Source organism: Pseudomonas sp. CFII64 (genome assembly GCF_000416235.1).
In the GTDB taxonomy this organism is placed as follows: Bacteria; Pseudomonadota; Gammaproteobacteria; order Pseudomonadales; family Pseudomonadaceae; genus Aquipseudomonas.
The window spans coordinates 446,999-467,468 of record NZ_ATLO01000004.1; the positions used below are offsets into that span (position 1 = coordinate 446,999).

Genomic DNA, 20,470 nt, shown 5'->3' on the forward strand with positions numbered 1-20,470 from the left:
TTGGGTTAAATGGCTTTTCCTGACATCCGTAGGACCTGCTTTAGCCGGGAGGGGGCCGGTACCTTCGCTGCATCTCCTTGATCAGCAAGAAGCTCTCCCGGCTAAAGCCGGTCCTACGATGGCATGAGGTGTTAAATCCCCTGCGGCAACTCTTCACCGCCCAAGGCTTCAACCAACTCCGGCAGGAACTCGCCGAAGGTCAGCATCATCAGGGTAAAGCTGGCATCGAGCTGACCCAGGGCTTCGTCGCCGCCGTCCTGTTCCGCCTGATCCTGCAGCAGGTCTTCGAATTTCAGGCGCTTGACCACCATCTTGTCGTCCAGCACGAAGGACAATTTGTCCTGCCAGGCCAGGGACAGTTGGGTCACGACTTTGCCAGTGCTCAAGTGCAGCTGGATTTCATCGCTGGTCAGGTCCTGACGCTTGCAGCGCACGATCCCGCCATCTTCATGGGTGTCACGCAGTTCGCATTCATCGAGCACGAAAAAGTTGTCAGCCGCTTTCTGCGTGGTGACCCACTCGGTCATGACCGCAGTCGGCGCGGTCTTGACGGTCAGAGGACGCACCGGCAGCGAGCCGATCACTTCGCGCAGCGTCGACAGCAGGTCTTCGGCACGCTTGGGGCTGGCCGAGTTGACCAGAATCAGGCCCTGTTTCGGCGCGATGGCCGCGAACGTGGCCGAACGACGAATAAAGGCGCGGGGCAGGAACGCCTGGATGATTTCATCCTTGATCTGATCGCGTTCCTTCTTGTAGACCTTGCGCATTTGCTCGGCCTCGATCTCTTCGACCTTCTCCTTGACCGCGTCACGCACGACGCTGCCCGGCAGGATGCGTTCTTCCTTGCGCGCCGCGATCAGCAGGAAGTCACCGCTGATGTGCACCAGTGGAGCGTCTTCACCTTTGCCAAAAGGGGCGACGAAACCGTAAGTGGTCAACTCCTGGCTGGCACAGGCGCGGGCCGGTTTGGTCGCCAGTGCAGTTTCCAGCGCCTCGGCGTCAAAAGGCAGATCCTGGGTCAGGCGATAGATAAGCAGGTTTTTGAACCACATGAGGTGAATCTCTCCTTCTATACAAAGGAGGGCATTATTCGCTGCTCGGGCCTTGCGGCCAACCCTGCGCTAAGCCTTTGGAAGGATTATAAAAATTATTTAAAAAAGTGCTTGCCAGAGGTAGGGTCGCTACGTAGAATGCGCGCCACACGATGAGTGAAGGGTGATTAGCTCAGCTGGGAGAGCAGCTGCCTTACAAGCAGCGGGTCGGCGGTTCGATCCCGTCATCACCCACCAATCATTCAAAGTGTTACGCGCAGCGGTAGTTCAGTCGGTTAGAATACCGGCCTGTCACGCCGGGGGTCGCGGGTTCGAGTCCCGTCCGCTGCGCCATATTCCGCTTCAAGGCCCTTGAACTCCTTGAAGCAAAAGAAAGCCCGCCTAGTGCGGGCTTTTCTTTGTCTGCGTTTTTTATTCCTTCCTATATATAGCTGTCGTGCAATGCGCATCATGAGCGAATTCGCCTGTGCGTTGTGTCAGGCGAATCTAGTAGATTTGTACGATTTTTCTCTAAGTCCCTGAACCCGGACTGAACGAGAAGGCGTCCATTTCAAGAAAACCTTTGGATACCTGAACTTATCTGGCTTTTCTGCCTCTCATGCCGGTAGCCATTGATCGCGGCGGCCTGATAAGCTCGCGGCTTTACTCGTTTGCCCTATTGGCGCATGAACAAGGAATTAGCATGAAACAGCATCGGTTGGCAGCGGCGATTGCCCTGGTCGGTCTGGTACTCGCAGGTTGTGATAAGCAAGCCAGCACTGTTGAGCTGAAAACCCCGGCACAGAAAGCGTCTTACGGTATTGGCCTGAACATGGGCAAAAGCCTGGCTCAGGAAGGCATGGATGATCTGGATTCCAAGGCAGTTGCCCTGGGTATCGAAGATGCCGTCGGCAAGAAAGAGCAGAAGCTCAAGGATGATGAACTGGTTGAAGCTTTCGCCGCGCTGCAAAAGCGTGCCGAAGAGCGTCTGACCAAGATGAGTGAAGAGTCGGCATCCGCTGGCAAGAAATTCCTCGAAGAAAACGGCAAGAAAGCCGGTGTAGTTACCACCGCATCCGGCCTGCAATATGAAATCGTCAAGAAAGCCGATGGCGCTCAGCCTAAAGCGACCGACGTGGTGACTGTTCACTACGAAGGCAAGTTGACTGACGGCAAGGTGTTCGACAGCTCCGTTGAGCGCGGCAGCCCGATTGATCTGCCGGTCAGCGGCGTGATTCCGGGTTGGGTTGAAGGCCTGCAGCTGATGCACGTCGGTGAGAAGATCAAGCTCTACATCCCGAGCGATCTGGCTTACGGCGCACAGAGCCCTAGCCCGATGATCCCTGCCAACTCGGTATTGGTCTTCGACCTGGAACTGCTCGGCATCAAGGATCCTGCTTCGATGCCGGCTCCTGGCGCTGCAGATGAGGAAGAAGAAGAGACTGCACCTGCTACTAAAAAATAAGTAGCAGTTCAGGCTTGAGCAAAACGCCCCGTTTCGACGGGGCGTTTTCGTTTCTGTGTAATTTGTCGAACGGATGCAATCAGGTGCAGTCCCACTTATGTTCACTGTGGGCATAAGGCGCAGGCGGCGGGTCTGACGATTGTCAGACGATCCAACATTAATCCACAGGCTCGGTTGTGGGTAACTTCCAGCGGCCTGCAAGTCAACGAATTTTACGGCTTTTTTCAGGTGAGTAAAAAACGCCCGATTTGAGTCACAAGCCTATAGAGCGGGCTTATGCGGGCGGAAAAGATGCTCTGTTCACAAGGTTATCCACAAGTTGTGTGGATAACCTTTTTGATGATCAGACGCTGACGATTGTAGGATCGGCGTTTATTCACAGAAAAGTCGCTCAACAGGAGTGGACATGAAAGCACCGTGGAATTTTCTTCGCTATTTGCCCATGGCTCGCCGACTGATGGCGGCGGGGCGTTTGCCAGGTTTGCTGTTTGCCGTCGCGCGCAAGGGCTCTGCTGAACGCAGTCGCCTGGGTAAGGTCATGGATGATCTGCGACTGTTGCAGGCGTTGTGCCTGGCGTACTGGCGCGGCGAGTATCGGGCGATCAGCCCGACGGCCATTCTGTCCATCGTTGCCGGGTTGATGTACTTCCTGAGCCCGCTGGATGCCATTCCCGACTGGATTCCAGGCTTGGGCATGCTGGACGACATCGCGGTGCTGGCGTGGGTCATGAAACATCTGGAAAGCGAGTTGTCGGCGTTTCGCCAATGGCGAGAGCGGCAGGCGCCTGAAAAACTATTGGTGGTTGAACGCTTACCGGCTACACCCGCGTTGCTCGAACAGGAAAAAGCCAAGGATTGACGCCGATACAGCCATTCGCCGCGATATTAAGACGCAGTTACAGATTGAAGACAGGCATATGGCCTTCATCCACTGTTAAGATGCGGCAACATGGAAACGCCTACTCGCAATGTGTAGTTGTCCTACAGGGGGTTGTATGGATCTTCAGGTCATTTCTCGTGATGGAGAGCCAGAGTACGCAGTGTTGCCATGGGCTCAGTACCAGGCATTGCTGCGCGCCGCAGGTCTTGTGTCCAAAGAGAGCGTTGCGTCGAGCACTCAGCCGGTCGAGCCGGGGGAGGCGACCGCTGATTTGCCCGGTCTGGATCAGTTGGCGACGCTCCGGGCAGCCAAAGGGCTGGAAGTTGCGCAACTGGCGCGCACGGTCGGCATCAGCCCTTCGTACCTGGAATTGATTGAAAGTGGGGTGCGCCTGCCCGACGCCGCTATTCGCCGCAGCCTGGCCTGGGAATTGGGTGTCGCTGGCTGGCGAGGTGAGGCATGAGCGTACGCATCAGTCGCCAGCACTGGGATGGGCTTTTGGCTGAACTGGATCAGGCGCGTCGCCAGCGCCATTTGTTAACCTATCGCGCGCTGCTGGAGCGTCTGCAACTGCCCAGCCCCGCCATGCAAACCCTCACTGCCGCGCTTGAGCACTTGGCCGCGCTTGACGCGCGTGCCGAGCAGCCGTTGCGCAGTGCGCTGGTCATCAGCCAGGGCGCCAGTCGCTTGCCGCGCACTGGTTTTTTCGAATGCGTTGAACGCCTCGGGCGTTTTTCCGGGCCATCCGACGGGATCGCCGCGGCGTCCTGGCATGCTTCGGAAGTGGTGCGGGTGTTTGAGTTTGTGTATCCGGAAGCGGAATGACGGAATGAAGCCGCCGTTGCGCCATCAGCCCATCGCCAACAAATCCAGCTCGCGCGTATCGATCACATGCAGGCTCGCCCCGGCGACTTCCTTGGCGTAGTGCTTGGCCTGCGAGGCCAGTTCGGCCAGACGACTGGCATCCAGTTCGGCGCAGGATTCAGGATGCAGGTGGATGACGCCGATGGACAGCGACAGCAGGGCAAACTCCTGGCGCTGGCCGTGGCGATTCAAGGCAGTGAAGCAGCCCGCTTCAAGGTGTTCGGCCCGATAGAAGCGTCGGCATTGATTCTGGAAGTCTTCCAGCAGGATATTCAGACGTTTGTTCCAGTCTTCCGAGCCGAGGACCATTAGAAAGTCATCGCCGCCAATATGCCCGACGAAGTCACGGCTGGGGTCAATCCGGTCGTTCAGGCATTGGGCCAGACACAGCAGAACCTCGTCACCGCGGCCATAGCCGTAGATATCGTTGAAGGGTTTGAAACTGTCGATATCCACGTAGCAGATCATCGATTCCCGGCCCTGTTGTAGCAATCGGGTCAGGCACTGCTGGATTGGCACATTGCCCGGCAGCAAGGTCAGCGGGTTGGCATAGCGCGCCTGCTGGATTTTCATCTCGGTAATCAGCTTGAGCACATCGATCACTCGTCCCAGGCCCAGATAACGGCCGTTCTGGGTAATGATGAAGTCTTCTTCGATACGCTGCCGGGCGCGACTGGTCAGCAGGCGACTGACTTGCGCCAGGGACTGGCTCAACTCCACGGCGAGAAAGTCATCGCTCATCAGGCGGCTGATCGGCTTGCGGGCGAACAGCTCGGTGGCAAAGGGTTTGAGGAGAATTTCCGATAACGAATGGCGGTGAACAATCCCGCACGGCTGGCCGCTTTCATCCAGCACGGCGAGGGAATTGAGATTGGCCTGTTTGCGAAAGGCTTCGAGCACCGAAGCGGTCGGCATGTTGGCACCCACCGCCGCTTGCTCGTTGAGCAGGGCGCTCAAATCGCTGCCTTCTTCGGTCAACACCAGTGTTGAGCTTTCCAGCTTGGGCAGCATCGCTTGCGCGTCTCGCGGGGGTTGTTCTTGCGGGCGGCAGAGCAGATAGCCCTGGACCAGCTCCACGCCCATTTCCCTGAGCACTGCCAGTTCTTCGGGCAGCTCGATGCCCTCGGCAATGACCTGCGCCCGGGAAGCTCTGGCCATTTGCAGCATGGAGCCGACAAACTCGCGCTTGACCGCGTCCTGATGGATACCGTCGATGAAGTGCCGGTCGATCTTGACGTATTCCGGGCGCAATTCCGACCACAGGCGCAGGCTGGAATAACCCGCGCCCAGATCGTCCATGGCGATGGAAAACCCCATATCGCGATAGTGGTGCAGCGCCGTGTACAGCAGCCCGAAATCTTCGGTGGGCGTCTGCTCGGTCAGCTCGATCACGACGTTGCTGGGCGCGATGCCGTAGCGTTGCAACAGCTGCAGGGTTCGGCCCGGCGGGTGCGCAGGTTCCAGCAAGGATTCCGGGGAAATATTGAGGAACAGCTTGCCAGGCAGCTTCTGCTGGCTGAACCGACGGCACGCACTTTCCCGACACTGCAATTCCAGCTCGCTGAGGCGACCGGACTGGCGAGCAATGGCGAACAGGTTGATCGGCGAATGCAGCGAGCTGTTCGACGGGCCGCGGGTCAGGGCTTCATAACCGAGGATACGGCGTTCGGACAGTGACACGATGGGCTGGAACAGACTGTGTAAATCGCCATGAGCCAGGATTGAACTCAATGCGTTCAGCTGTTCAGTTGCGGTCATGGCGATCTCAAGGCAAGAAAAAGGGGCTAGGCACTATGCGCCCAGCCCCTGTATTTCACGACAGATTCATGACTGTTTGATGACCGTTGCCATTAAACAGCCATTATCCGTGTGGTTTTTACTTCTTGGCCACAGCCGCGTTCAACCCCAGGTAATCGATCAGGATTCGCCCGGTTTCCGACAGGTAAGCGTCGTCTTCGGGTTTGGTCTTGTCGTCTTCAACCGGCAGTGCGTCTTCGTCCTCTTTCTTCAGCTCCTTGAGCGGCTCTTCACCTTTGGCCTTGCGGCGGGTGTTTTCCAGAGTCAGCTGCCTGGCTTCGATAGAGGCATGTTCAGCGCGACGGTCAATTTCATTGAGGCTGACGGTTTTCTCGCTCATCAACTTCTTGGCCAGGGCCAGACGGTCTTCGATGAAGACGAACTCGGCATCTTTTGCCGAACGGGCTTCATGTCGGGTCTGCAACTGCGCCAAAAATGGCTTGAACGGATCGACCGCCGGCTTGATCGCCGGTTTGATGCTGTCCCAAGGCATGGCCTCAGGCAGCGCGCTTTCGCCGATTTCCTTGGTATCGATGATCGACGGGTAGGCGATGTCCGGCACGACGCCCTGATGCTGGGTGCTCTGCCCGGAAACCCGGTAGAACTTGGCCAGGGTCAGTTTCAGCTCGCCATGATTAAGCGGCTGAATGGTCTGCACGGTGCCTTTGCCGAAGGTCTGGCCGCCGATGATCAACGCCCGGTGGTAGTCCTGCATGGCGCCGGCGAAAATCTCCGAAGCGGAGGCGGACAAGCGGTTGACCAGCAACGCCATCGGGCCTTTGTAGAACGCGCCGGTGTCTTCGTCTTCCAGCACGTCGACCTTGCCGTCGGCGTTGCGCACCAATACGGTCGGACCTTTGTCGATGAACAGACTGGTCAGCTCGGTGGCTTCCTGCAGGGAGCCGCCGCCGTTGTTACGCAAGTCCAGAACCACGCCGTCGACTTTCTCGGCTTGCAGTTCGGTCAGCAGTTTCTTCACGTCGCGGGTGGTGCTCTTGTATTCCGGATCGCCAGCTCGGTAGGCCTTGAAGTCCAGATAAAACGCCGGAATGTCGATGACGCCCAGCTTGTAGTCGCGACCGTCCTGATTCAGGTGCAGGATCGATTTTTTCGCAGCCTGCTCTTCGAGCTTCACCGCTTCGCGAGTGATGGCGACGATCTTGGTGGTCTGGTCGTTGGGGGCATTGCTGGCCGGAATCACTTCCAGACGCACGACCGAGCCTTTAGGGCCACGGATCAGCTTGACCACTTCATCCAGACGCCAGCCGATCACGTCGACCATTTCTTTGTCGCCCTGGGCGACGCCGACGATCTTGTCGGCCGGAGCGACCTGCTTGGTCTTGGCCGCAGGACCTGCCGGCACCAGGCGCACGATCTTCACGTTGTCGTTGTCGCTCTGCAACACGGCGCCGATGCCTTCCAGCGACAGGCTCATGTTGATGTCGAAGTTTTCCGCGCTGTCAGGTGACAGGTAGTTGGTGTGCGGGTCGTAGGACATGGCGAAGGTGTTGATGTAAGCCTGGAACACGTCTTCGCTGCGAGTCTGGGCCAGGCGCGACAGCTGATTCTTGTAGCGCTTGGTCAGGGTTTCCTGAATCTTCGCCGGGTCTTTGCCGGCAATCTTCAGGCGCAGGACTTCGTCCTTGACGCGTTTGCGCCACAGGTCGTCCAGTTCAGCCTGGTTCTTCGCCCAAGGGGCGTCCTTGCGATCCACCAACAAGCTTTCCTTGGAGGTGAAATCAAGCTTGTCGACGCCCTTGTTCAGCTCTGCCAAAGCGAAATCCAGACGCGACTTGATGCGGTCCAGATAGCGCTTGTAGATGGTGAACCCGGGGTTCAGGTCGCCGCTCTTGAGGAAATCGTCGAACTGGGTCTGCCACTTGTCGAACTCGGCGATATCGCTGGCCAGAAAGTAGCTGCGTGCCGGGTCGAGCAGCTTGAGGTAGCTCTCGTAAATGATCACCGAGCGCTTGTCGTCAAGCGGCGGCTTGCTGTAATGGTGCCGTTTTAGCAGCTCAACCACGTTGAGGCTGGCAATCACTTCGTCGCGATCAGGCTGGAGGTTATCCCAGCTATTGGCGGCGAAAGAGCTGGCGGACATTGGCAGAATACTGAGGCCAACGAGCAGGGCGAGGGCGGTGCCTGGGAAAAAATGCTTCATGCTGATTCGACGCGGGGACAATTGATAACGCATATTAGGCCGTCTTTGAAGTCGCCGGTCCCGTCGGATCCGGTCGCATAATGCAAAAAGCCCGGGCGTCTATAGCTTCGGGCTCAGTCCAGACTCACTATGGAGGCACCGTGAAGGCATTGCAAGGCGTTGAAGGTCGAGTGGAATGGGTCGAGACACCGAGTCCGGCTCTTGATGCCGGTCAAGTCCGGATCAAAGTGGCCGCAGCAGGTTTGAATCGCGCTGATTTATTGCAGCGTGCGGGCCTGTATCCGCCGCCGCCAGGGGCTAGCGAATTCCTCGGCATGGAATGTTCCGGGGTGATTGCCGAAGTCGGTCCGGGTTCTGCGTGGCAGGTTGGCGACCGGGTTTGCGCACTGGTGGCCGGTGGTGCCATGGCTGAAGAAGTGGTTGCCGATGCGCGTCACGTGTTGCCGGTGCCCGAAGGCATATCGCTGCACGAGGCGGCGGCAATCCCTGAAGTCTACGCCACTGCCTGGCTGAATCTGTTCCAGCTGGCGGCACTCAAACCGGGCGAAAAAGTTTTGCTGCACGCCGGGGCAAGTGGAGTTGGTTCAGCGGGCATTCAGCTTTGCAAGGCCTTCGGCAACCCGGTATGGGTCAGCGTCGGCTCGGCCGAGCGTCTGGCGTATTGCATCGAATTGGGCGCCCAGGGCGGTGTCATGCGCAGCGAAAGCATCGACAGCCTGAAGGATTTCGCCCCCTTCGATGTGATTCTCGATCCGGTCGGCGCCAACTATGCGGCGCTGAACGTGAAGCTGTTGGGCGTTGATGGTCGCTGGGTATTGATCGGCCTGATGGGCGGCCGCGAAGCGCAGCTGGATCTGGCGCAGATATTGGGCAAACGCATCCAGTTGCTGGGTTCGACCCTGCGCAGTCGCGATGACCAGTTCAAGGCGGACTTGCTGCTCGACCTGGCGCACAACGTCTGGCCGCTGTTCACCGAAGGCCGCCTCAAGCCCCAACTGGCCCGCAGCTTTGCGGTCAAGGACGCCGAAGCGGCTTTTGCCGAACTGGCGACCAATCAGGTTTCCGGGAAAGTCGTGTTGGTGATCGATGAGAGTCTGGTGTAATCGACGCAGGCACGATCTGGAGGACTGGCTTTAGCCGGGAGAGGGAGAGCCAGTACAGCGCCCTCGCTCCTGGTGTCATGCCACCTCCCGGCTGAAGCCGGTCCTACGGGGTTTTGCGGGCAATGCTGTTACTTCCAGTGATGCACCGGCCAACCGGCCTTCTGGGCGTGTTCCAGCAAGGTCGGGTCGGGGTTGACCACATGCGGATGATCGACCTTGAGCAGCAAGGCCAGGTCATTGCGTGAGTCTGAGTAGAAGCTGGCGCCTTCGAGGTTTTCGCCTTCGGTGTCCAGCCACTCCATGAGCCGGGTGACCTTGCCTTCCCGATAGGTCAGGGTGCCAACGGTCCCGCCGCTGTAAACCCCGTGCTGCACCTCCAGATCAATCGCCAGCACTTCGTCGATACCGATGCGCTCGGCAATTGGCTTGACCAGATGAATCCCCGAAGCCGAAATGACCAGAATCCGGTCGCCGGCAGCGCGGTGTTCAGCGATGCATTTGGTGGCGTCACTGAAAATGATCGGCTCGATGAAGTCCTCAACCCACGGGCCAACCAAGTGATCGACTTCTTCCGGCGTACGGCCCAGCATCGGCTCCAGGCTGAAGGCCATGTAGTCCTCCATCGCCAACTGGCCTGCGCTGTAGGCTTGCATCAGTTGGTGATCGCGCTTGATGAACGACTCGGGATCGACCCAGCCGAGGCGGCCCATCTGCTCGCTCCATAAACTGGCGCAGTCGCCGGCGATCAAGGTTTCGTCCAGGTCAAAAATGGCTAAAGGCATTGCGCGCGTTCCTTAAAACTTTGTCAGTTGAATTGGCGTTCGGCGCGCAGCTACAAGCTTCAAGCTGCAAGAGAAACAGGTCTGCGCCGCACACACTTGCAGCTTATAGCGTGCCGCTTGCAGCTGTCCTCAGACCTCACACAACGCCGACGCATCAATGCTCAACGTCACACGTCGGCCATTGGGATGCAAATCGTCCGCCGAGCGGTTGAGTACGTCTACCACCAATTCCACGCCGCGCGCTTCGACCCGATAACGAATCACATTGCCCAGCAAGCTGTGGCTGCGCACTTCGCCTTCCAGAGAGCCGGTCAGACTCAGCTGAATGGCTTCCGGGCGAATAGCGATGCGGCTGTTGATCGGGCGTTGCATCAGGCGGCTGGCTTCATCTGCTTCAAGCAGGTTGTAGTTGCCGATAAAACCGGCGGCAAACGCATCGACCGGCGCAGTGTAAAGGGTTTCGGCATCGCCGCTTTGCACGATACGGCCCTGGTTCATCAGAAAGATGCGGTCCGACATGGTCAGCGCTTCTTCCTGATCGTGAGTCACAAAAATCGTGGTCAGGCCCAATTCTCGCTGAATGGCGCGGATCTGCTCTCGCAGGTGTTTGCGTATCCGCGCATCCAGCGCCGAGAGCGGTTCGTCCAGCAACAACAGGCGTGGACGGGTGACCAGCGAGCGCGCCAGGGCGACGCGCTGGCACTGGCCGCCGGACATCTGGTGCGGATAGCGGTTGGCCAGTTCGGTCAACTCCACCAGTTTCAGGACTTCGGCGACGCGCTTGTGGGTGTCGTCGGCATTGACCTTCTGCATGCGCAGGCCGAACGCGACGTTCTGCTCCACGGTCATGTTCGGAAACAGCGCGTAGCTCTGGAACACCATGCCGATATTGCGTTTCTGCGGCGTAACGGGCACCAGGTCGACACCATCGAGCAGGATGCGCCCTTTGTTGACCGAGGTCAGGCCGGCAATGCAGCGCAGCAAGGTCGATTTGCCACAGCCGGACGGGCCGAGCAGGGTGACGAATTCGCCACGTTCGATCGTGCAGTTGATGTCACTGAAGACCGCTGTGCTGGCGTAGGTTTTTTGCAGATTTTCGACACTGACAAAACTCATATCAGTTCTTGTCCTTATTCAGTCGGTTGGCAGCCCAGGTCAGCAGCAGCACGAAAAGGAAGTAGGAAACCACCAGCGCACTGTTGAAGTGCCCGCTGCTGTTGCGCATGTTGTTCAGGTACACCTGCAAGGTTTCGTAGCGGGTGCCGACCAGCAGGTTGGCGAACACGAATTCGCCGAACAGGAAGGAAAACGACAGCAGCAGCGCGACCATCAAACCCTTGCGCAGGTTGGGCAGTACCACCAGAAATGCCGCCTGCCAGGTATTGGCACCGAGAAGTTGAGCAGCGTCCATCAGGTCAGTCAGGTTGATGGCCTGCAGGTTGTTGGTGATGGCGCGGTACATGAACGGCAGCGCGACGGTGAAGTAGCAGCCGATCAGAATCCACGGCGTGCCGACCATCGCCATCGGCCCGGAGCCATACAGCTGCAGCAAGCCGACCGATGACACCACCGGCGGCACGGCGAAGGGCAGCAGGATCAGGATGTTCATCAGGCCGTCCAGGCGCGGAAAGTGGTAATGCACCACAAACAGCAGCGGCAGGATCAGCACCACGGACAGGATCAGCGCGCCAACACAGACCAGCAGCGACTGGCCGAAAGCGGTGAGGAAACGCGGGTCACTCCACAGCGCGATGTACCACTTGAAGGTCAGGCCGCTGGGCAGAATAGTCGCCGACCAACTGGTCGCCACTGAATACAGCAGCGTGCCAGCCAAAGGCAGCAGCAGGATGAAGAACAGCGCATAGACCACGAACCGGTGGTAAAGCCTGGCGGGACCCCGTTCAACGCGAGACATGGTAGCTCCTCTTCAGCAACCACTGATGGACGACCGTGACCAGCGTCATCAGGCCGACCAGAATCATCGCCAGGGCGCTGGCCATGTTCGGATCAAGGGTGATATCGCCGGCCACCATGGCTGCGATGCGAATCGGCAGCACGTTGAAGTTGCCGGTGGTCAGCGCGTAGACGGTGGCGTACGCCCCCAGCGCATTGGCCAGCAGAATCACAAAGGTGCCCAACAGGGCAGGCGTCAGCACGGGCAAACCGATGTAACGCCAGAACTGAAAGCTGCTGGCGCCGAGCAGTGACGCCGACTCGCGCCAGTCTTCGCGCAAGGCGTCGAAAGCCGGGTAGAGCAGCAGCACGCCCAAGGGAATCTGGAAGTAGGTGTAGAGAATGATCAGCCCGGTCTTCGAATACAGATTGAAGTCGTCGATGATTCCGGCCTGCTTGAGGATCAGGGTCAGCGCGCCATTGAAGCCCAGCAGGATGATGAAGGCGAAGGCCAGCGGCACCCCGGAAAAGTTACTGGTCATGTTGGCGAAGGCGTTGACGAAATCCCGCAACCGCGAGTCCACCTTGCGCAGCGAGTAACTGCCGAGCACCGCAATCACGATGCCGAACAGGCTCGACCAGAAGCTGATCTCCAGGCTGTACTGCATCGCCTGGCGATAGAACCGAGAATTGAACGCAGTGATGAAGTTTTCGATCCCCCACCCCGCATCGGAATGCAGGCTGTTGATGGCCACCCAAACCAGCGGCGCGATCTGAAAGATGATGAAGAAGATGGCGAAAGGCACCAGGCACAGCAGCCCCAGCCATTTGCCTCGGGTGAGTGTGCTCAATTGAATATCTCCCGGCAGACCGGTTTGTCGTGGGGCACACCGAGCAGCTCGCAGACAATGCCGCACAGATCGGTTTGCCTGGGGGCGGCGTTGGGGTCGAGGCTGAACGCAGCGCCAAGCACGAACAGCGGCACTTCGCGCTCTTCCGGCAGCAGGCCGTTGTGCGAACGGTCGTTGTTCATGCCGTGGTCGGCGGTCACCAGCACTTGATAGCCAGCGTCGAGCCAGCGTTGCAGGTAATCGGCCAGCACGATATCGGCGCTGCGGGCGCTGTTGCGGTACTGCGCGGAGTCGAGGCCGTGCTTGTGCCCGGCGTCGTCAATGTTCATGGGGTGAATCAACAGAAAATTGGGCGCATGTCTGACGCGCAGACTTTCTGCGTCGGCGAACAGATGCGAATCCGGGTAATGGTCGGCGTAATAAAAGTGCCCGTGCTGAATCGGCAGTTCCAGGTCATCGGTATGCCGGTCGCGGGCGGCATCGAACGGGGTGCGGTTATACAACTCGCTGACCCAGTGATAGGCCGCGGCCGCCGTGGTCAATCCAGCGGCTGTCGCGTAGTGAAATACACTGCGCTGGTTGGACAGGCGTGAAATCTGGTTATGCACGATGCCGCTGTCGATTGGCGCAACGCCGGTCAGGATGCATTCGTACAACGGACGGGAAAGTGCCGGCAACTCACATTCCAGTTTGTAGAGGGCGGCCCGACCACCGTTGCTGTAGGCCTGCAAATGCCCCATCGCATGCCGGGCCACCGCGTAGTTCAAGCCATCGAGCACGATCAGGATGACGTTGTGTTTCATGAGCCAGCGCTCCGGCGGAATTCATGCAAGACAGGCGAGACAGCGGGTCTGTCTCGCCTTCTGTTGCGTGTGGATCACAAGTTGCTTGAGCTGCGTGGCTTCATCCCTGAAGCCGATTGCGGGTTACTGCATTTCGACGATGACTTGCTCGTTCCACAGTTGTGGCAGCTTCTTGGAAGTCGCTTCCCATGCCGCAGCGCTCTTGATCGGCGTTACGCCCTTGTACTGCTCGTTCGGCAGCAGTTGCTTCTGCACGTCTTCCGGCAGTTTCAGGTGCTCGGCACGAATCGGACGCGCGTTACCACGGGCCAGGTTGGTCTGGCCGGCGTCGCTGAAGATGTATTCACGGGTCAGTTTTGCGGCGTTCGGGTGCTTGGCGTATTTGTTGATGATGGTGGTATAGCCGGAAATCACCGATCCGTCAGATGGAATCAGCACAACGTAGTCATCCGGGTTGGCCATCTTGGCTTTGTAGCTCAGGCCGTTGAAGTCCCAGACGATACCGACTTCGACTTCGCCTTTTTCCATGCTCTGGATAGTCGGGTTATTAATGCCCAGGCGTTTCTGCTTGGCCAGTTCAGTAAACAGTTGCAGGCCAGGAGCGATATTGGTTTCGTCGCCTTTCATGGCGATTGCCGCCGCCAGCACGCCGTTGGCAGCCTGGGCCGCAGTGCTGACGTCGCCGATGGTGACTTTGTATTTGCCGTCTTTCAGGTCAGCCCACTTAGTTGGGACTTCGGAACCGTGCAGCAGCTTCTTGTTGACGATAAACGCGATAGTGCCGGTGTAGGCCAGCGCCCAGTGACCGTCTTTATCCTTGGCCCAGTCCGGAATCTGCTCCCAGGTGCTTGGCTTGTAGGGTTGCGTAACACCCTTGGCGGTGGCGATGGGGCCAAACGCCGCGCCGACGTCACCGATGTCGGCACTGGCGTTGTCTTTTTCGGCATCGAACTTGGCCACTTCCTGGGCCGAGCTCATGTCGGTGTCCATGTGCTTGAGACCGTATTTGGTTTGCAGGTCTGCCCAGGTGCCTTTCCAGTTCGCCCAGTCATCAGGCATGCCGACGCTGTTGACCGCGCCTTCCGTCTTGGCGGCGGCTTCAAGGGTCTTGAGGTCAACGTCCGCAGCCATGGCGGCGGTGCTAAAGGCGATAGCGGAACCGAGGAGTGATGCCAGCAAAAGGTGTTTCATTCGAAGCTCCTTGTGCACTTCTTCAAGATTTTTTAGAAGTGATCGTTGCGGGTGGGTTGGTCTAGGTCAGCAATACCTGAGCCAAGTTAGGCTCGTTCAATGACATTTTCATGTCGGCATGGCTTTTTAGTGGCTGCATCCCGGGGCGAGACGCAGGCCGTCGCGTAAGCGTAGACCATCGGCAAACGGTTGATCTGCAAGGGCTATGCAGTTTCTTCAGGCAGGCTTGGCATGGTTCGTGATGCACCTTGTCACTCAATAGTCATCTACGCTCACTAGGCTGTTTGCGCGCATCGTGCGGTGCGCTCCGAGCAGCCCGTGCCCCGAAATGGCGCTGGTCTAGTCCAGATAGGTAACTCGATGCGCGAAGACGTACCACGTGCGGTGACGACGATTTGCAATGCGCTGCAAGAGCAGATCGAGCATGGCTTGCTGCCGCCTGGCAGCAAGTTGCCCGCCGAACGCAAGCTCAGCGAAGTGTTCGACACCACTCGCATTACGTTGCGCGAAGCGCTGGTGCAGCTCGAAGCACTGGGTTTGATTTATCGCGAGGAGCGCCGTGGCTGGTTCATTTCGCCGCCGCGTCTGGCCTATGACCTGATGCGGCGCAGTCACTTTCACGCAATGGTCAGTGCCCAGGGCAGGATGGCCGAGACTCAGGTGATCAGCGCGCGTCTGCAGCCGGCCTCCGCGAAAATCTGCGAATTGCTCCAGTTGCCAGCGCTGTCCAGCGTGATCCAGATCTGCCGCGCACGACGTATCGATCAACGTCTGGTGCTGTATGTGGAGCATTACCTGAACCCGGAATATTTCCCCGGAATACTTGATTACGATCTCAATCAGTCACTGACCGAGCTATACGCCAGCCAGTACAACCTGCGCTATGGCCAGGTCCAGTTCGAAATGGTGCCCACCGCGCTGCACGCCGAAGCCTCGGCGGCCTTGAAGGTGTCCTTGGGTAGTCCGGGATTGCGCATCGCCAGGGTCAATTTCGACCAGCAAGGACGGCTGATCGATTGCGACCTGGAATACTGGCGCCATGATGCGATTCATGTGAGTGCAGTCGTCCGCGATATTTGAGCGAGCGATTCGTTGGAGCGAGGCAAGCCACGCCACGCCACGCTCCAACAAATCTTGGTTTCACGATTTGACTTCCTTGCGCTCCGAACTTCCCGCCGTCATTACTTGCACGCTTAACCGTGGCGTCGCCAGGTCCATTCCGGCTTCATCCAGATGGCGTTTCAGGGACAGGTTGAACGCCCGGGAGACTTCCCATTGCTTGATCGGCGCGGTCTTGAAGCGGGCGCGCAGGATCGCGTTGCCCGACTCGAAGCTCTCCACGCCCTGAATCTCCAGCGGCGACCAGATGTTGCGACGCTGCAACGGGTCGGTGCGCATTTTCTGACCCACATCGCGGATCATCTTCAGCGCATCGTCGATGTTCATGCTCGACGGAATGGCGATCCGGAAAATCGCATAGCCGAATTCCCGGGAGTAGTTCTGGATGCTTTTGATTTCGCTGAACGGGATCGTATGCACGATGCCATCGATATCGCGCAGGCGAACGGTACGGATGGTCAGGCCTTCGACGGTGCCAAGATGCCCGCCGACATCCACATAGTCGTCGATGGCCAGCGAGTCCTCGATGATGATGAACAACCCGGTGATCAAGTCCGCCACCAGCGACTGAGCCCCGAAACCGATGGCCAGGCCGATCACACCGGCACCGGCCAGCAGCGGCGTGACGTTCATGCCCATGTTCGCCAGGGCAACGATCAGCGCAATGATGAAAATCGCCACGAACAGCACGTTGCGAATCAGCGGCATCATGGTCTGCGCCCGGGCATTCGCCAGCCCTTTGCGCGAGCGGGTCAAGGCGTGGTGCACGGCGGTGTCGCTGAGAATCCACACCAGCCAGGCGAACATCAGCGTGGCAGCCAGATTGATCAGTTTCATGCTGATGTCGTGGCCATCACCCTCGGCGAACCGAATAAGCGACAGGCCCCAGACTCGCAGGCCCAGTTCGACGAACACCAGCCAGACCAGCATATGCATCAGGGTGTAGAAAAAATTGTGCAGGCGCTCGGAATACAAGGCGTGACGTTTGTGACCATGACGCGGGCGCATGGCATGACGGCGCACCAGGCCGTTGATGACCATGCCCACCACCAGCAACACCGTGGACAACAAGGCCTGACGCAGCGCGGTGCTGGTATCGCCCGCCGAAAAGAAGGTGGCAAACAGCGACACGCCCACCAGCATCAGCGCAGGCACGTACCAAAAGCTGCCGATGATCTCGATGGAATCGGTCAGGGCGCGGCGGGTCAGGCGTCTGGACAGCGGCTGGTTGCGGATCAGGTGCGCGATGGGCCGCCGGAAACGCAGGATGAACAAACCGGTGGAAAGCGCCGCCATGACATTGGCGAAGGTCGCGGCCGTGTGGGCCAGATGCACGCCGAGGCTGGCGATCAGACGCGGGTCGCTGAGTGCCTCACCGAACGCCGCGAAACTGCCGATCAGCCACAGTGGGCGGAAGGCCCGGTGACGCAGGATATACAGGGCCCGGTGACGATGCGGCCCGTCGAGCACTGAAAAAGCGATGACGCAGATTGCCGAAAACAGTGTCCCGACCACCAGCGCATAGGCCAGCACCATCGCCAGATCCTTGCCCAGGGAAGAGGGCAGGGAATAGCTCAGGTAAACCGTGATCACCAAGGCGATCAGCCATGGCCCCAATTTGCGCAAGGCAAAGCGCAGCATGTCGAGGGTGCCGGGATTTTGCGGTAGATCTTCCGACAAGCCGAAACGCACCCGCACCCAATGGCCGAGCCAGATCAGCGCGGCGGCCAGCAGGCTCCAGAGCAACAGCACCAAAGCAAAACCGAAGATGATCGGCAGCCATTCTCTGGCCGGCAAGGCCAGCGCCAGCAGTTCATCCTCAGCCAGATCGATTTCTTCGGACCAGCGTCTGATTGGACTGTCTTCACCGGCGAATTTTTTCTCGAAGTCGCTCAAGGTGCTGCCGATCAATCCCAATACGCCCTGATCGGTGCCCGGCTGGGCTTTTTGCGTGGCGTCGCGAAGTTTTTTCAGGTCGGCCAGCAACTGGCTGCGTTGCTGGTCGTTTTCCAGGGTCTTGATCACTTCGTCGAGGGACTGCCCCAGCGGTTCCTGCGCCTGCGGTTGGGTTTTCTGCCCTCCGCCCAGCACCCCCGGCAGAGCGACCGCCTGAGCTGCGGCAATCGGAAACAGGGCCAGCAAACAGACGAAAAGCAGGCGGGTCAGCAAACAACAGCGGGGGATAACAGTCACCGGGCGGTAAACCTCAAGTCAACATCGAGCTGCCTGAAATCGAGCGACTTTCCAGGCATGAGTGAGCGATGAGTTTACGAGTGGTCTGCGGGCTTGGCGAGCAGCTTTTCTCCCCTGCGGACCACGCATTGCCTGAGGTTGACGATCAGGCGAGTTTTTCCAGAATCTTGAAACCGATCGTGCCCAGCATCAGCATCATCCCCAGCCAGATCATGAACACACCGCCGCCGCGCTCCTGATAACTGAAGCCGATACACAACAGCAACATCCCGATCATGATCGGCATCAGCATTGCATAAAAGGCGTTCATGGCATCGACCCTCTGTAGCTCGATACCTTGAGTCTAGGTCACAAAACGTACCCACCGTAGGACCGGCTAACGCCGGTCCTACGGAACAGGGCAAAATCACGGCAAATCATGACTCGCATAAAACGCGCCGAGTACTTTCACCAGATGCGCCAGGTCGTGGCTGCCGGCCAGTTCACGAATCGAGTGCATGGCGAAGGTCGGCAGACCGATATCCACCGTGCGTACCCCAAGGTGACTGGCGGTGATCGGGCCGATGGTTGAGCCGCACGCCATGTCGCTGCGCACCACGAAGCTCTGCACCGGTACTTCTTCAGCCATGCACAGATGACGGAAGAAACCGGCGGTTTCGCTGTTGGTGGCGTAGCGCTGATTGCTGTTGACCTTGATCACCGGGCCAGCATTGAGTTTCGGGCCATGGTTGGCGTCGTGCTTTTCGGCGTAGTTGGGGTGCACGCCGTGAGCGTTGTCGGCGGACACCAGCAACGATTTCTGAATGGTGCGCACGTAATCTTCGCCATTGGGCAGCAGGCGCTGGATGATCTGTTCCAGCATTGCGCCATCGGCACCGCAGGTTGACGACGAGCCCACTTCTTCGTGATCGGTGCAGACCAACAGGCAGGTTTCGTCGGTATCGGTGGCGAGCAGCGCTTGCAGTCCGGCGTAACAGGACAGCAGGTTGTCCAGGCGCGCGCCGGCGATAAAGTCAGCATTGAGCCCGATCACCGCAGCGCTCTGGGTATCGTAGAAACTCAGCTCGTAATCGAGCACAACGTCGGCGTTCAGGCCGTGTTCGCGGGCCAGCTGGTCGGTGAGCAGGGCGCGGAAGTCCGCACGTTCGTCTCCGGCCACTTGAGCGAGGATCGGCGGCAATTCGAGTTGCGGGTTGATCGGCCAGCCTTCGTTGGCGGTGCGATTAAGGTGGATCGCCAGGTTCGGGATCACCGCAATCGGCAGCTTGAAGTCGATCAGCTGGCTTTCGACCTTGCCGTCGCGACGGAACGTGACACGTCCGGCCAGCGACAGGTCGCGGTCAAACCACGGGGCGAGCAGCGCGCCGCCATAGACTTCGACGCCCAACTGCCAGAAACCCTGGCGCTGCAATTCAGGTTGCGGCTTGACTCGCAGGCACGGACTGTCGGTGTGCGCGCCAACCATGCGGATACCGCCGGTCAGCGGCGACTGGCGACCCAGGCGGAACGCGACAATCGAAGAATCGTTGCGGGTGACGTAATAGCGCCCGCTGGTTTCGGTGGACCAGGTTTCCCGCTCGTCCAGACGCTGAAAGCCTGAGGCTTCCAGGTGCTGAACGATGGTGGCAGTGGCATGGAACGGTGTAGGAGAGGCCTTGAGGAATTCGATCAGACCCTGGTTCAGCTCTTCGCGCATAAGTTACTCCAGACAGCAATGGCGCGAGTTTACCGTATTGGGGTGGGGCGTGTGATTGTGGGTTTGTTTTGGTCTCTTCAATCGCGAACATATCCATTATCGCGTCTGCTGAAATTATGGTTCCGCTCTTACAGCGGGTCACTTTTGGCAAACGCCCGGATTGCCGGCCCAGCCAAAAGTAACCAAAAGGTCTCGCTCCTTTGTCCGGGTCTTCGCCAAGGCTCAGACTTCCCTCGCTCCGGCATTGCTCCGTGGGTCGCGGATTGCCGGCCCAGCCAAAAGTAACCAAAAGGTCTCGCTCCTTTGTCCGGGTCTTCGCCAAGGCTCAGACTTCCCTCGCTCCGGCATTGCTCCGTGGGTCGCCGCAAAGGGCCATCCCTGGCCCAGTGCGGCTAATTCGGCATCCATGCCCTGCCTTTTAATAAAGAGCAGCCACTACGCAATACCTGCGCTCGGCCGTCCACAAGTCGCAATTGTGTCGCCCATGCGTTCTGCGCACATTCACCGGCCCGAGATTTGCGATGAGTCAGGTGGAAAATACCGCCTGAAAAATCCGCAACGCGGATTTGCCTTCCATGCCGCAATAGATCAGACACCACGGCACCGGAGTCGAAGGAACCGCCGCGAAGCGGGGGCCGGAC

At 58.8% G+C, this 20,470-nt stretch carries 18 protein-coding genes and 2 tRNA genes; 8 read left to right on the forward strand and 12 right to left on the reverse strand.

The annotated features are described in order from the left end of the window. Positions 1-131: 131 nt before the first annotated feature. Complete coding sequence (gene rdgC, locus CFII64_RS02765) at positions 132-1,052, reverse strand: recombination-associated protein RdgC (protein WP_020289237.1); 921 nt, start codon at positions 1,050-1,052, stop codon at positions 132-134. 161 nt (positions 1,053-1,213) lie between these two features. Between rdgC and CFII64_RS02770 the strand changes: the two genes are divergently transcribed. The 6 genes from CFII64_RS02770 to CFII64_RS02795 all read left to right on the forward strand — a co-directional run bounded on the left by CFII64_RS02770 (position 1,214) and on the right by CFII64_RS02795 (position 4,201). Next, positions 1,214-1,289: transfer RNA gene (locus CFII64_RS02770), tRNA-Val, on the forward strand. A 19-nt stretch (positions 1,290-1,308) separates the two neighbouring features. Beyond that, positions 1,309-1,385 (forward strand) — tRNA-Asp (locus CFII64_RS02775). 349 nt (positions 1,386-1,734) lie between these two features. Continuing rightward, complete coding sequence (locus CFII64_RS02780) at positions 1,735-2,496, forward strand: FKBP-type peptidyl-prolyl cis-trans isomerase (protein ID WP_020289238.1); 762 nt, start codon at positions 1,735-1,737, stop codon at positions 2,494-2,496. 406 nt (positions 2,497-2,902) lie between these two features. Continuing rightward, complete coding sequence (locus CFII64_RS02785) at positions 2,903-3,355, forward strand: YkvA family protein (RefSeq protein WP_020289239.1); 453 nt, start codon at positions 2,903-2,905, stop codon at positions 3,353-3,355. Positions 3,356-3,491: 136 nt separating this feature from the next. Then, entirely contained in the window at positions 3,492-3,839 is a 348-nt protein-coding gene (locus CFII64_RS02790) for a helix-turn-helix transcriptional regulator (RefSeq protein WP_044901094.1), read from the forward strand. Further along, entirely contained in the window at positions 3,836-4,201 is a 366-nt protein-coding gene (locus CFII64_RS02795) for a hypothetical protein (protein WP_020289241.1), read from the forward strand. The genes CFII64_RS02790 and CFII64_RS02795 overlap by 4 nt, the downstream gene beginning before the upstream one ends. A gap of 24 nt (positions 4,202-4,225) precedes the next feature. On the opposite strand, the gene CFII64_RS02800 is transcribed toward CFII64_RS02795, so the two are convergent. Both CFII64_RS02800 and CFII64_RS02805 read right to left on the reverse strand, forming a co-directional pair. After that, positions 4,226-5,998, reverse strand: coding sequence for a bifunctional diguanylate cyclase/phosphodiesterase (locus tag CFII64_RS02800; protein WP_020289242.1), 1,773 nt, complete (start codon positions 5,996-5,998; stop codon positions 4,226-4,228). Between the two features lie 118 nt (positions 5,999-6,116). After that, complete coding sequence (locus CFII64_RS02805; protein WP_177325384.1) at positions 6,117-8,198, reverse strand: carboxy terminal-processing peptidase; 2,082 nt, start codon at positions 8,196-8,198, stop codon at positions 6,117-6,119. A 140-nt stretch (positions 8,199-8,338) separates the two neighbouring features. Between CFII64_RS02805 and CFII64_RS02810 the strand changes: the two genes are divergently transcribed. Next, on the forward strand, positions 8,339-9,301 hold the full coding sequence (locus CFII64_RS02810) for an NAD(P)H-quinone oxidoreductase (protein ID WP_020289244.1): 963 nt from the start codon (positions 8,339-8,341) through the stop codon (positions 9,299-9,301). Between the two features lie 128 nt (positions 9,302-9,429). Here CFII64_RS02810 and CFII64_RS02815 read toward each other — a convergent pair whose 3' ends face one another. From CFII64_RS02815 to CFII64_RS02840, 6 genes are all read right to left on the reverse strand, one after another. Next, positions 9,430-10,083 carry an HAD family phosphatase gene (locus CFII64_RS02815; RefSeq protein ID WP_020289245.1) on the reverse strand — a complete coding sequence of 218 codons (654 nt, stop codon included), beginning with the start codon at positions 10,081-10,083 and terminating at the stop codon, positions 9,430-9,432. A gap of 129 nt (positions 10,084-10,212) precedes the next feature. Then, positions 10,213-11,199 carry an ABC transporter ATP-binding protein gene (locus tag CFII64_RS02820; RefSeq protein WP_020289246.1) on the reverse strand — a complete coding sequence of 329 codons (987 nt, stop codon included), beginning with the start codon at positions 11,197-11,199 and terminating at the stop codon, positions 10,213-10,215. 1 nt (position 11,200) lies between these two features. Continuing rightward, complete coding sequence (locus tag CFII64_RS02825) at positions 11,201-11,998, reverse strand: ABC transporter permease (protein WP_020289247.1); 798 nt, start codon at positions 11,996-11,998, stop codon at positions 11,201-11,203. After that, positions 11,985-12,827, reverse strand: a complete 843-nt coding sequence (locus CFII64_RS02830) for an ABC transporter permease subunit (RefSeq protein WP_020289248.1) — start codon at positions 12,825-12,827, stop codon at positions 11,985-11,987. The genes CFII64_RS02825 and CFII64_RS02830 overlap by 14 nt, the downstream gene beginning before the upstream one ends. Further along, positions 12,824-13,630: an alkaline phosphatase family protein gene (locus tag CFII64_RS02835; protein ID WP_020289249.1), complete on the reverse strand. Its 807-nt coding sequence runs from the start codon at positions 13,628-13,630 to the stop codon at positions 12,824-12,826. Before CFII64_RS02835 ends, CFII64_RS02830 begins: the two co-directional genes overlap by 4 nt. Positions 13,631-13,753: 123 nt before the next feature. Then, positions 13,754-14,821, reverse strand: coding sequence for an ABC transporter substrate-binding protein (locus CFII64_RS02840; RefSeq protein ID WP_020289250.1), 1,068 nt, complete (start codon positions 14,819-14,821; stop codon positions 13,754-13,756). 360 nt (positions 14,822-15,181) lie between these two features. Here CFII64_RS02840 and CFII64_RS02845 point away from each other — a divergent pair, with 360 nt between their 5' ends. After that, positions 15,182-15,901: a UTRA domain-containing protein gene (locus tag CFII64_RS02845; RefSeq protein WP_020289251.1), complete on the forward strand. Its 720-nt coding sequence runs from the start codon at positions 15,182-15,184 to the stop codon at positions 15,899-15,901. A gap of 60 nt (positions 15,902-15,961) precedes the next feature. On the opposite strand, the gene CFII64_RS02850 is transcribed toward CFII64_RS02845, so the two are convergent. The 3 genes from CFII64_RS02850 to CFII64_RS02855 form a co-directional block, all read right to left on the reverse strand. Beyond that, positions 15,962-18,133 carry a mechanosensitive ion channel domain-containing protein gene (locus CFII64_RS02850; protein ID WP_371106416.1) on the reverse strand — a complete coding sequence of 724 codons (2,172 nt, stop codon included), beginning with the start codon at positions 18,131-18,133 and terminating at the stop codon, positions 15,962-15,964. 145 nt (positions 18,134-18,278) lie between these two features. Beyond that, the gene (locus CFII64_RS30000; protein WP_020289253.1) at positions 18,279-18,443 is read right to left on the reverse strand and encodes a hypothetical protein; all 165 of its coding nucleotides are present in this window, start codon (positions 18,441-18,443) and stop codon (positions 18,279-18,281) included. Positions 18,444-18,539: 96 nt separating this feature from the next. Next, the gene (locus CFII64_RS02855; protein WP_020289254.1) at positions 18,540-19,829 is read right to left on the reverse strand and encodes a M18 family aminopeptidase; all 1,290 of its coding nucleotides are present in this window, start codon (positions 19,827-19,829) and stop codon (positions 18,540-18,542) included. Positions 19,830-20,470 lie beyond the last annotated feature (641 nt).

Coding starts and splice junctions, on each gene's coding strand:
- rdgC (WP_020289237.1), bottom strand. CDS start 1,052: ATGTGGTTCAAAAACCTGCTTATCTATCGCCTGACCCAGGATCTGCCT.
- CFII64_RS02780 (WP_020289238.1), top strand. CDS start 1,735: ATGAAACAGCATCGGTTGGCAGCGGCGATTGCCCTGGTCGGTCTGGTA.
- CFII64_RS02785 (WP_020289239.1), top strand. CDS start 2,903: ATGAAAGCACCGTGGAATTTTCTTCGCTATTTGCCCATGGCTCGCCGA.
- CFII64_RS02790 (WP_044901094.1), top strand. CDS start 3,492: ATGGATCTTCAGGTCATTTCTCGTGATGGAGAGCCAGAGTACGCAGTG.
- CFII64_RS02795 (WP_020289241.1), top strand. CDS start 3,836: ATGAGCGTACGCATCAGTCGCCAGCACTGGGATGGGCTTTTGGCTGAA.
- CFII64_RS02800 (WP_020289242.1), bottom strand. CDS start 5,998: ATGACCGCAACTGAACAGCTGAACGCATTGAGTTCAATCCTGGCTCAT.
- CFII64_RS02805 (WP_177325384.1), bottom strand. CDS start 8,198: ATGAAGCATTTTTTCCCAGGCACCGCCCTCGCCCTGCTCGTTGGCCTC.
- CFII64_RS02815 (WP_020289245.1), bottom strand. CDS start 10,083: ATGCCTTTAGCCATTTTTGACCTGGACGAAACCTTGATCGCCGGCGAC.
- CFII64_RS02820 (WP_020289246.1), bottom strand. CDS start 11,199: ATGAGTTTTGTCAGTGTCGAAAATCTGCAAAAAACCTACGCCAGCACA.
- CFII64_RS02825 (WP_020289247.1), bottom strand. CDS start 11,998: ATGTCTCGCGTTGAACGGGGTCCCGCCAGGCTTTACCACCGGTTCGTG.
- CFII64_RS02835 (WP_020289249.1), bottom strand. CDS start 13,630: ATGAAACACAACGTCATCCTGATCGTGCTCGATGGCTTGAACTACGCG.
- CFII64_RS02840 (WP_020289250.1), bottom strand. CDS start 14,821: ATGAAACACCTTTTGCTGGCATCACTCCTCGGTTCCGCTATCGCCTTT.
- CFII64_RS02845 (WP_020289251.1), top strand. CDS start 15,182: ATGCGCGAAGACGTACCACGTGCGGTGACGACGATTTGCAATGCGCTG.
- CFII64_RS30000 (WP_020289253.1), bottom strand. CDS start 18,443: ATGAACGCCTTTTATGCAATGCTGATGCCGATCATGATCGGGATGTTG.
- CFII64_RS02855 (WP_020289254.1), bottom strand. CDS start 19,829: ATGCGCGAAGAGCTGAACCAGGGTCTGATCGAATTCCTCAAGGCCTCT.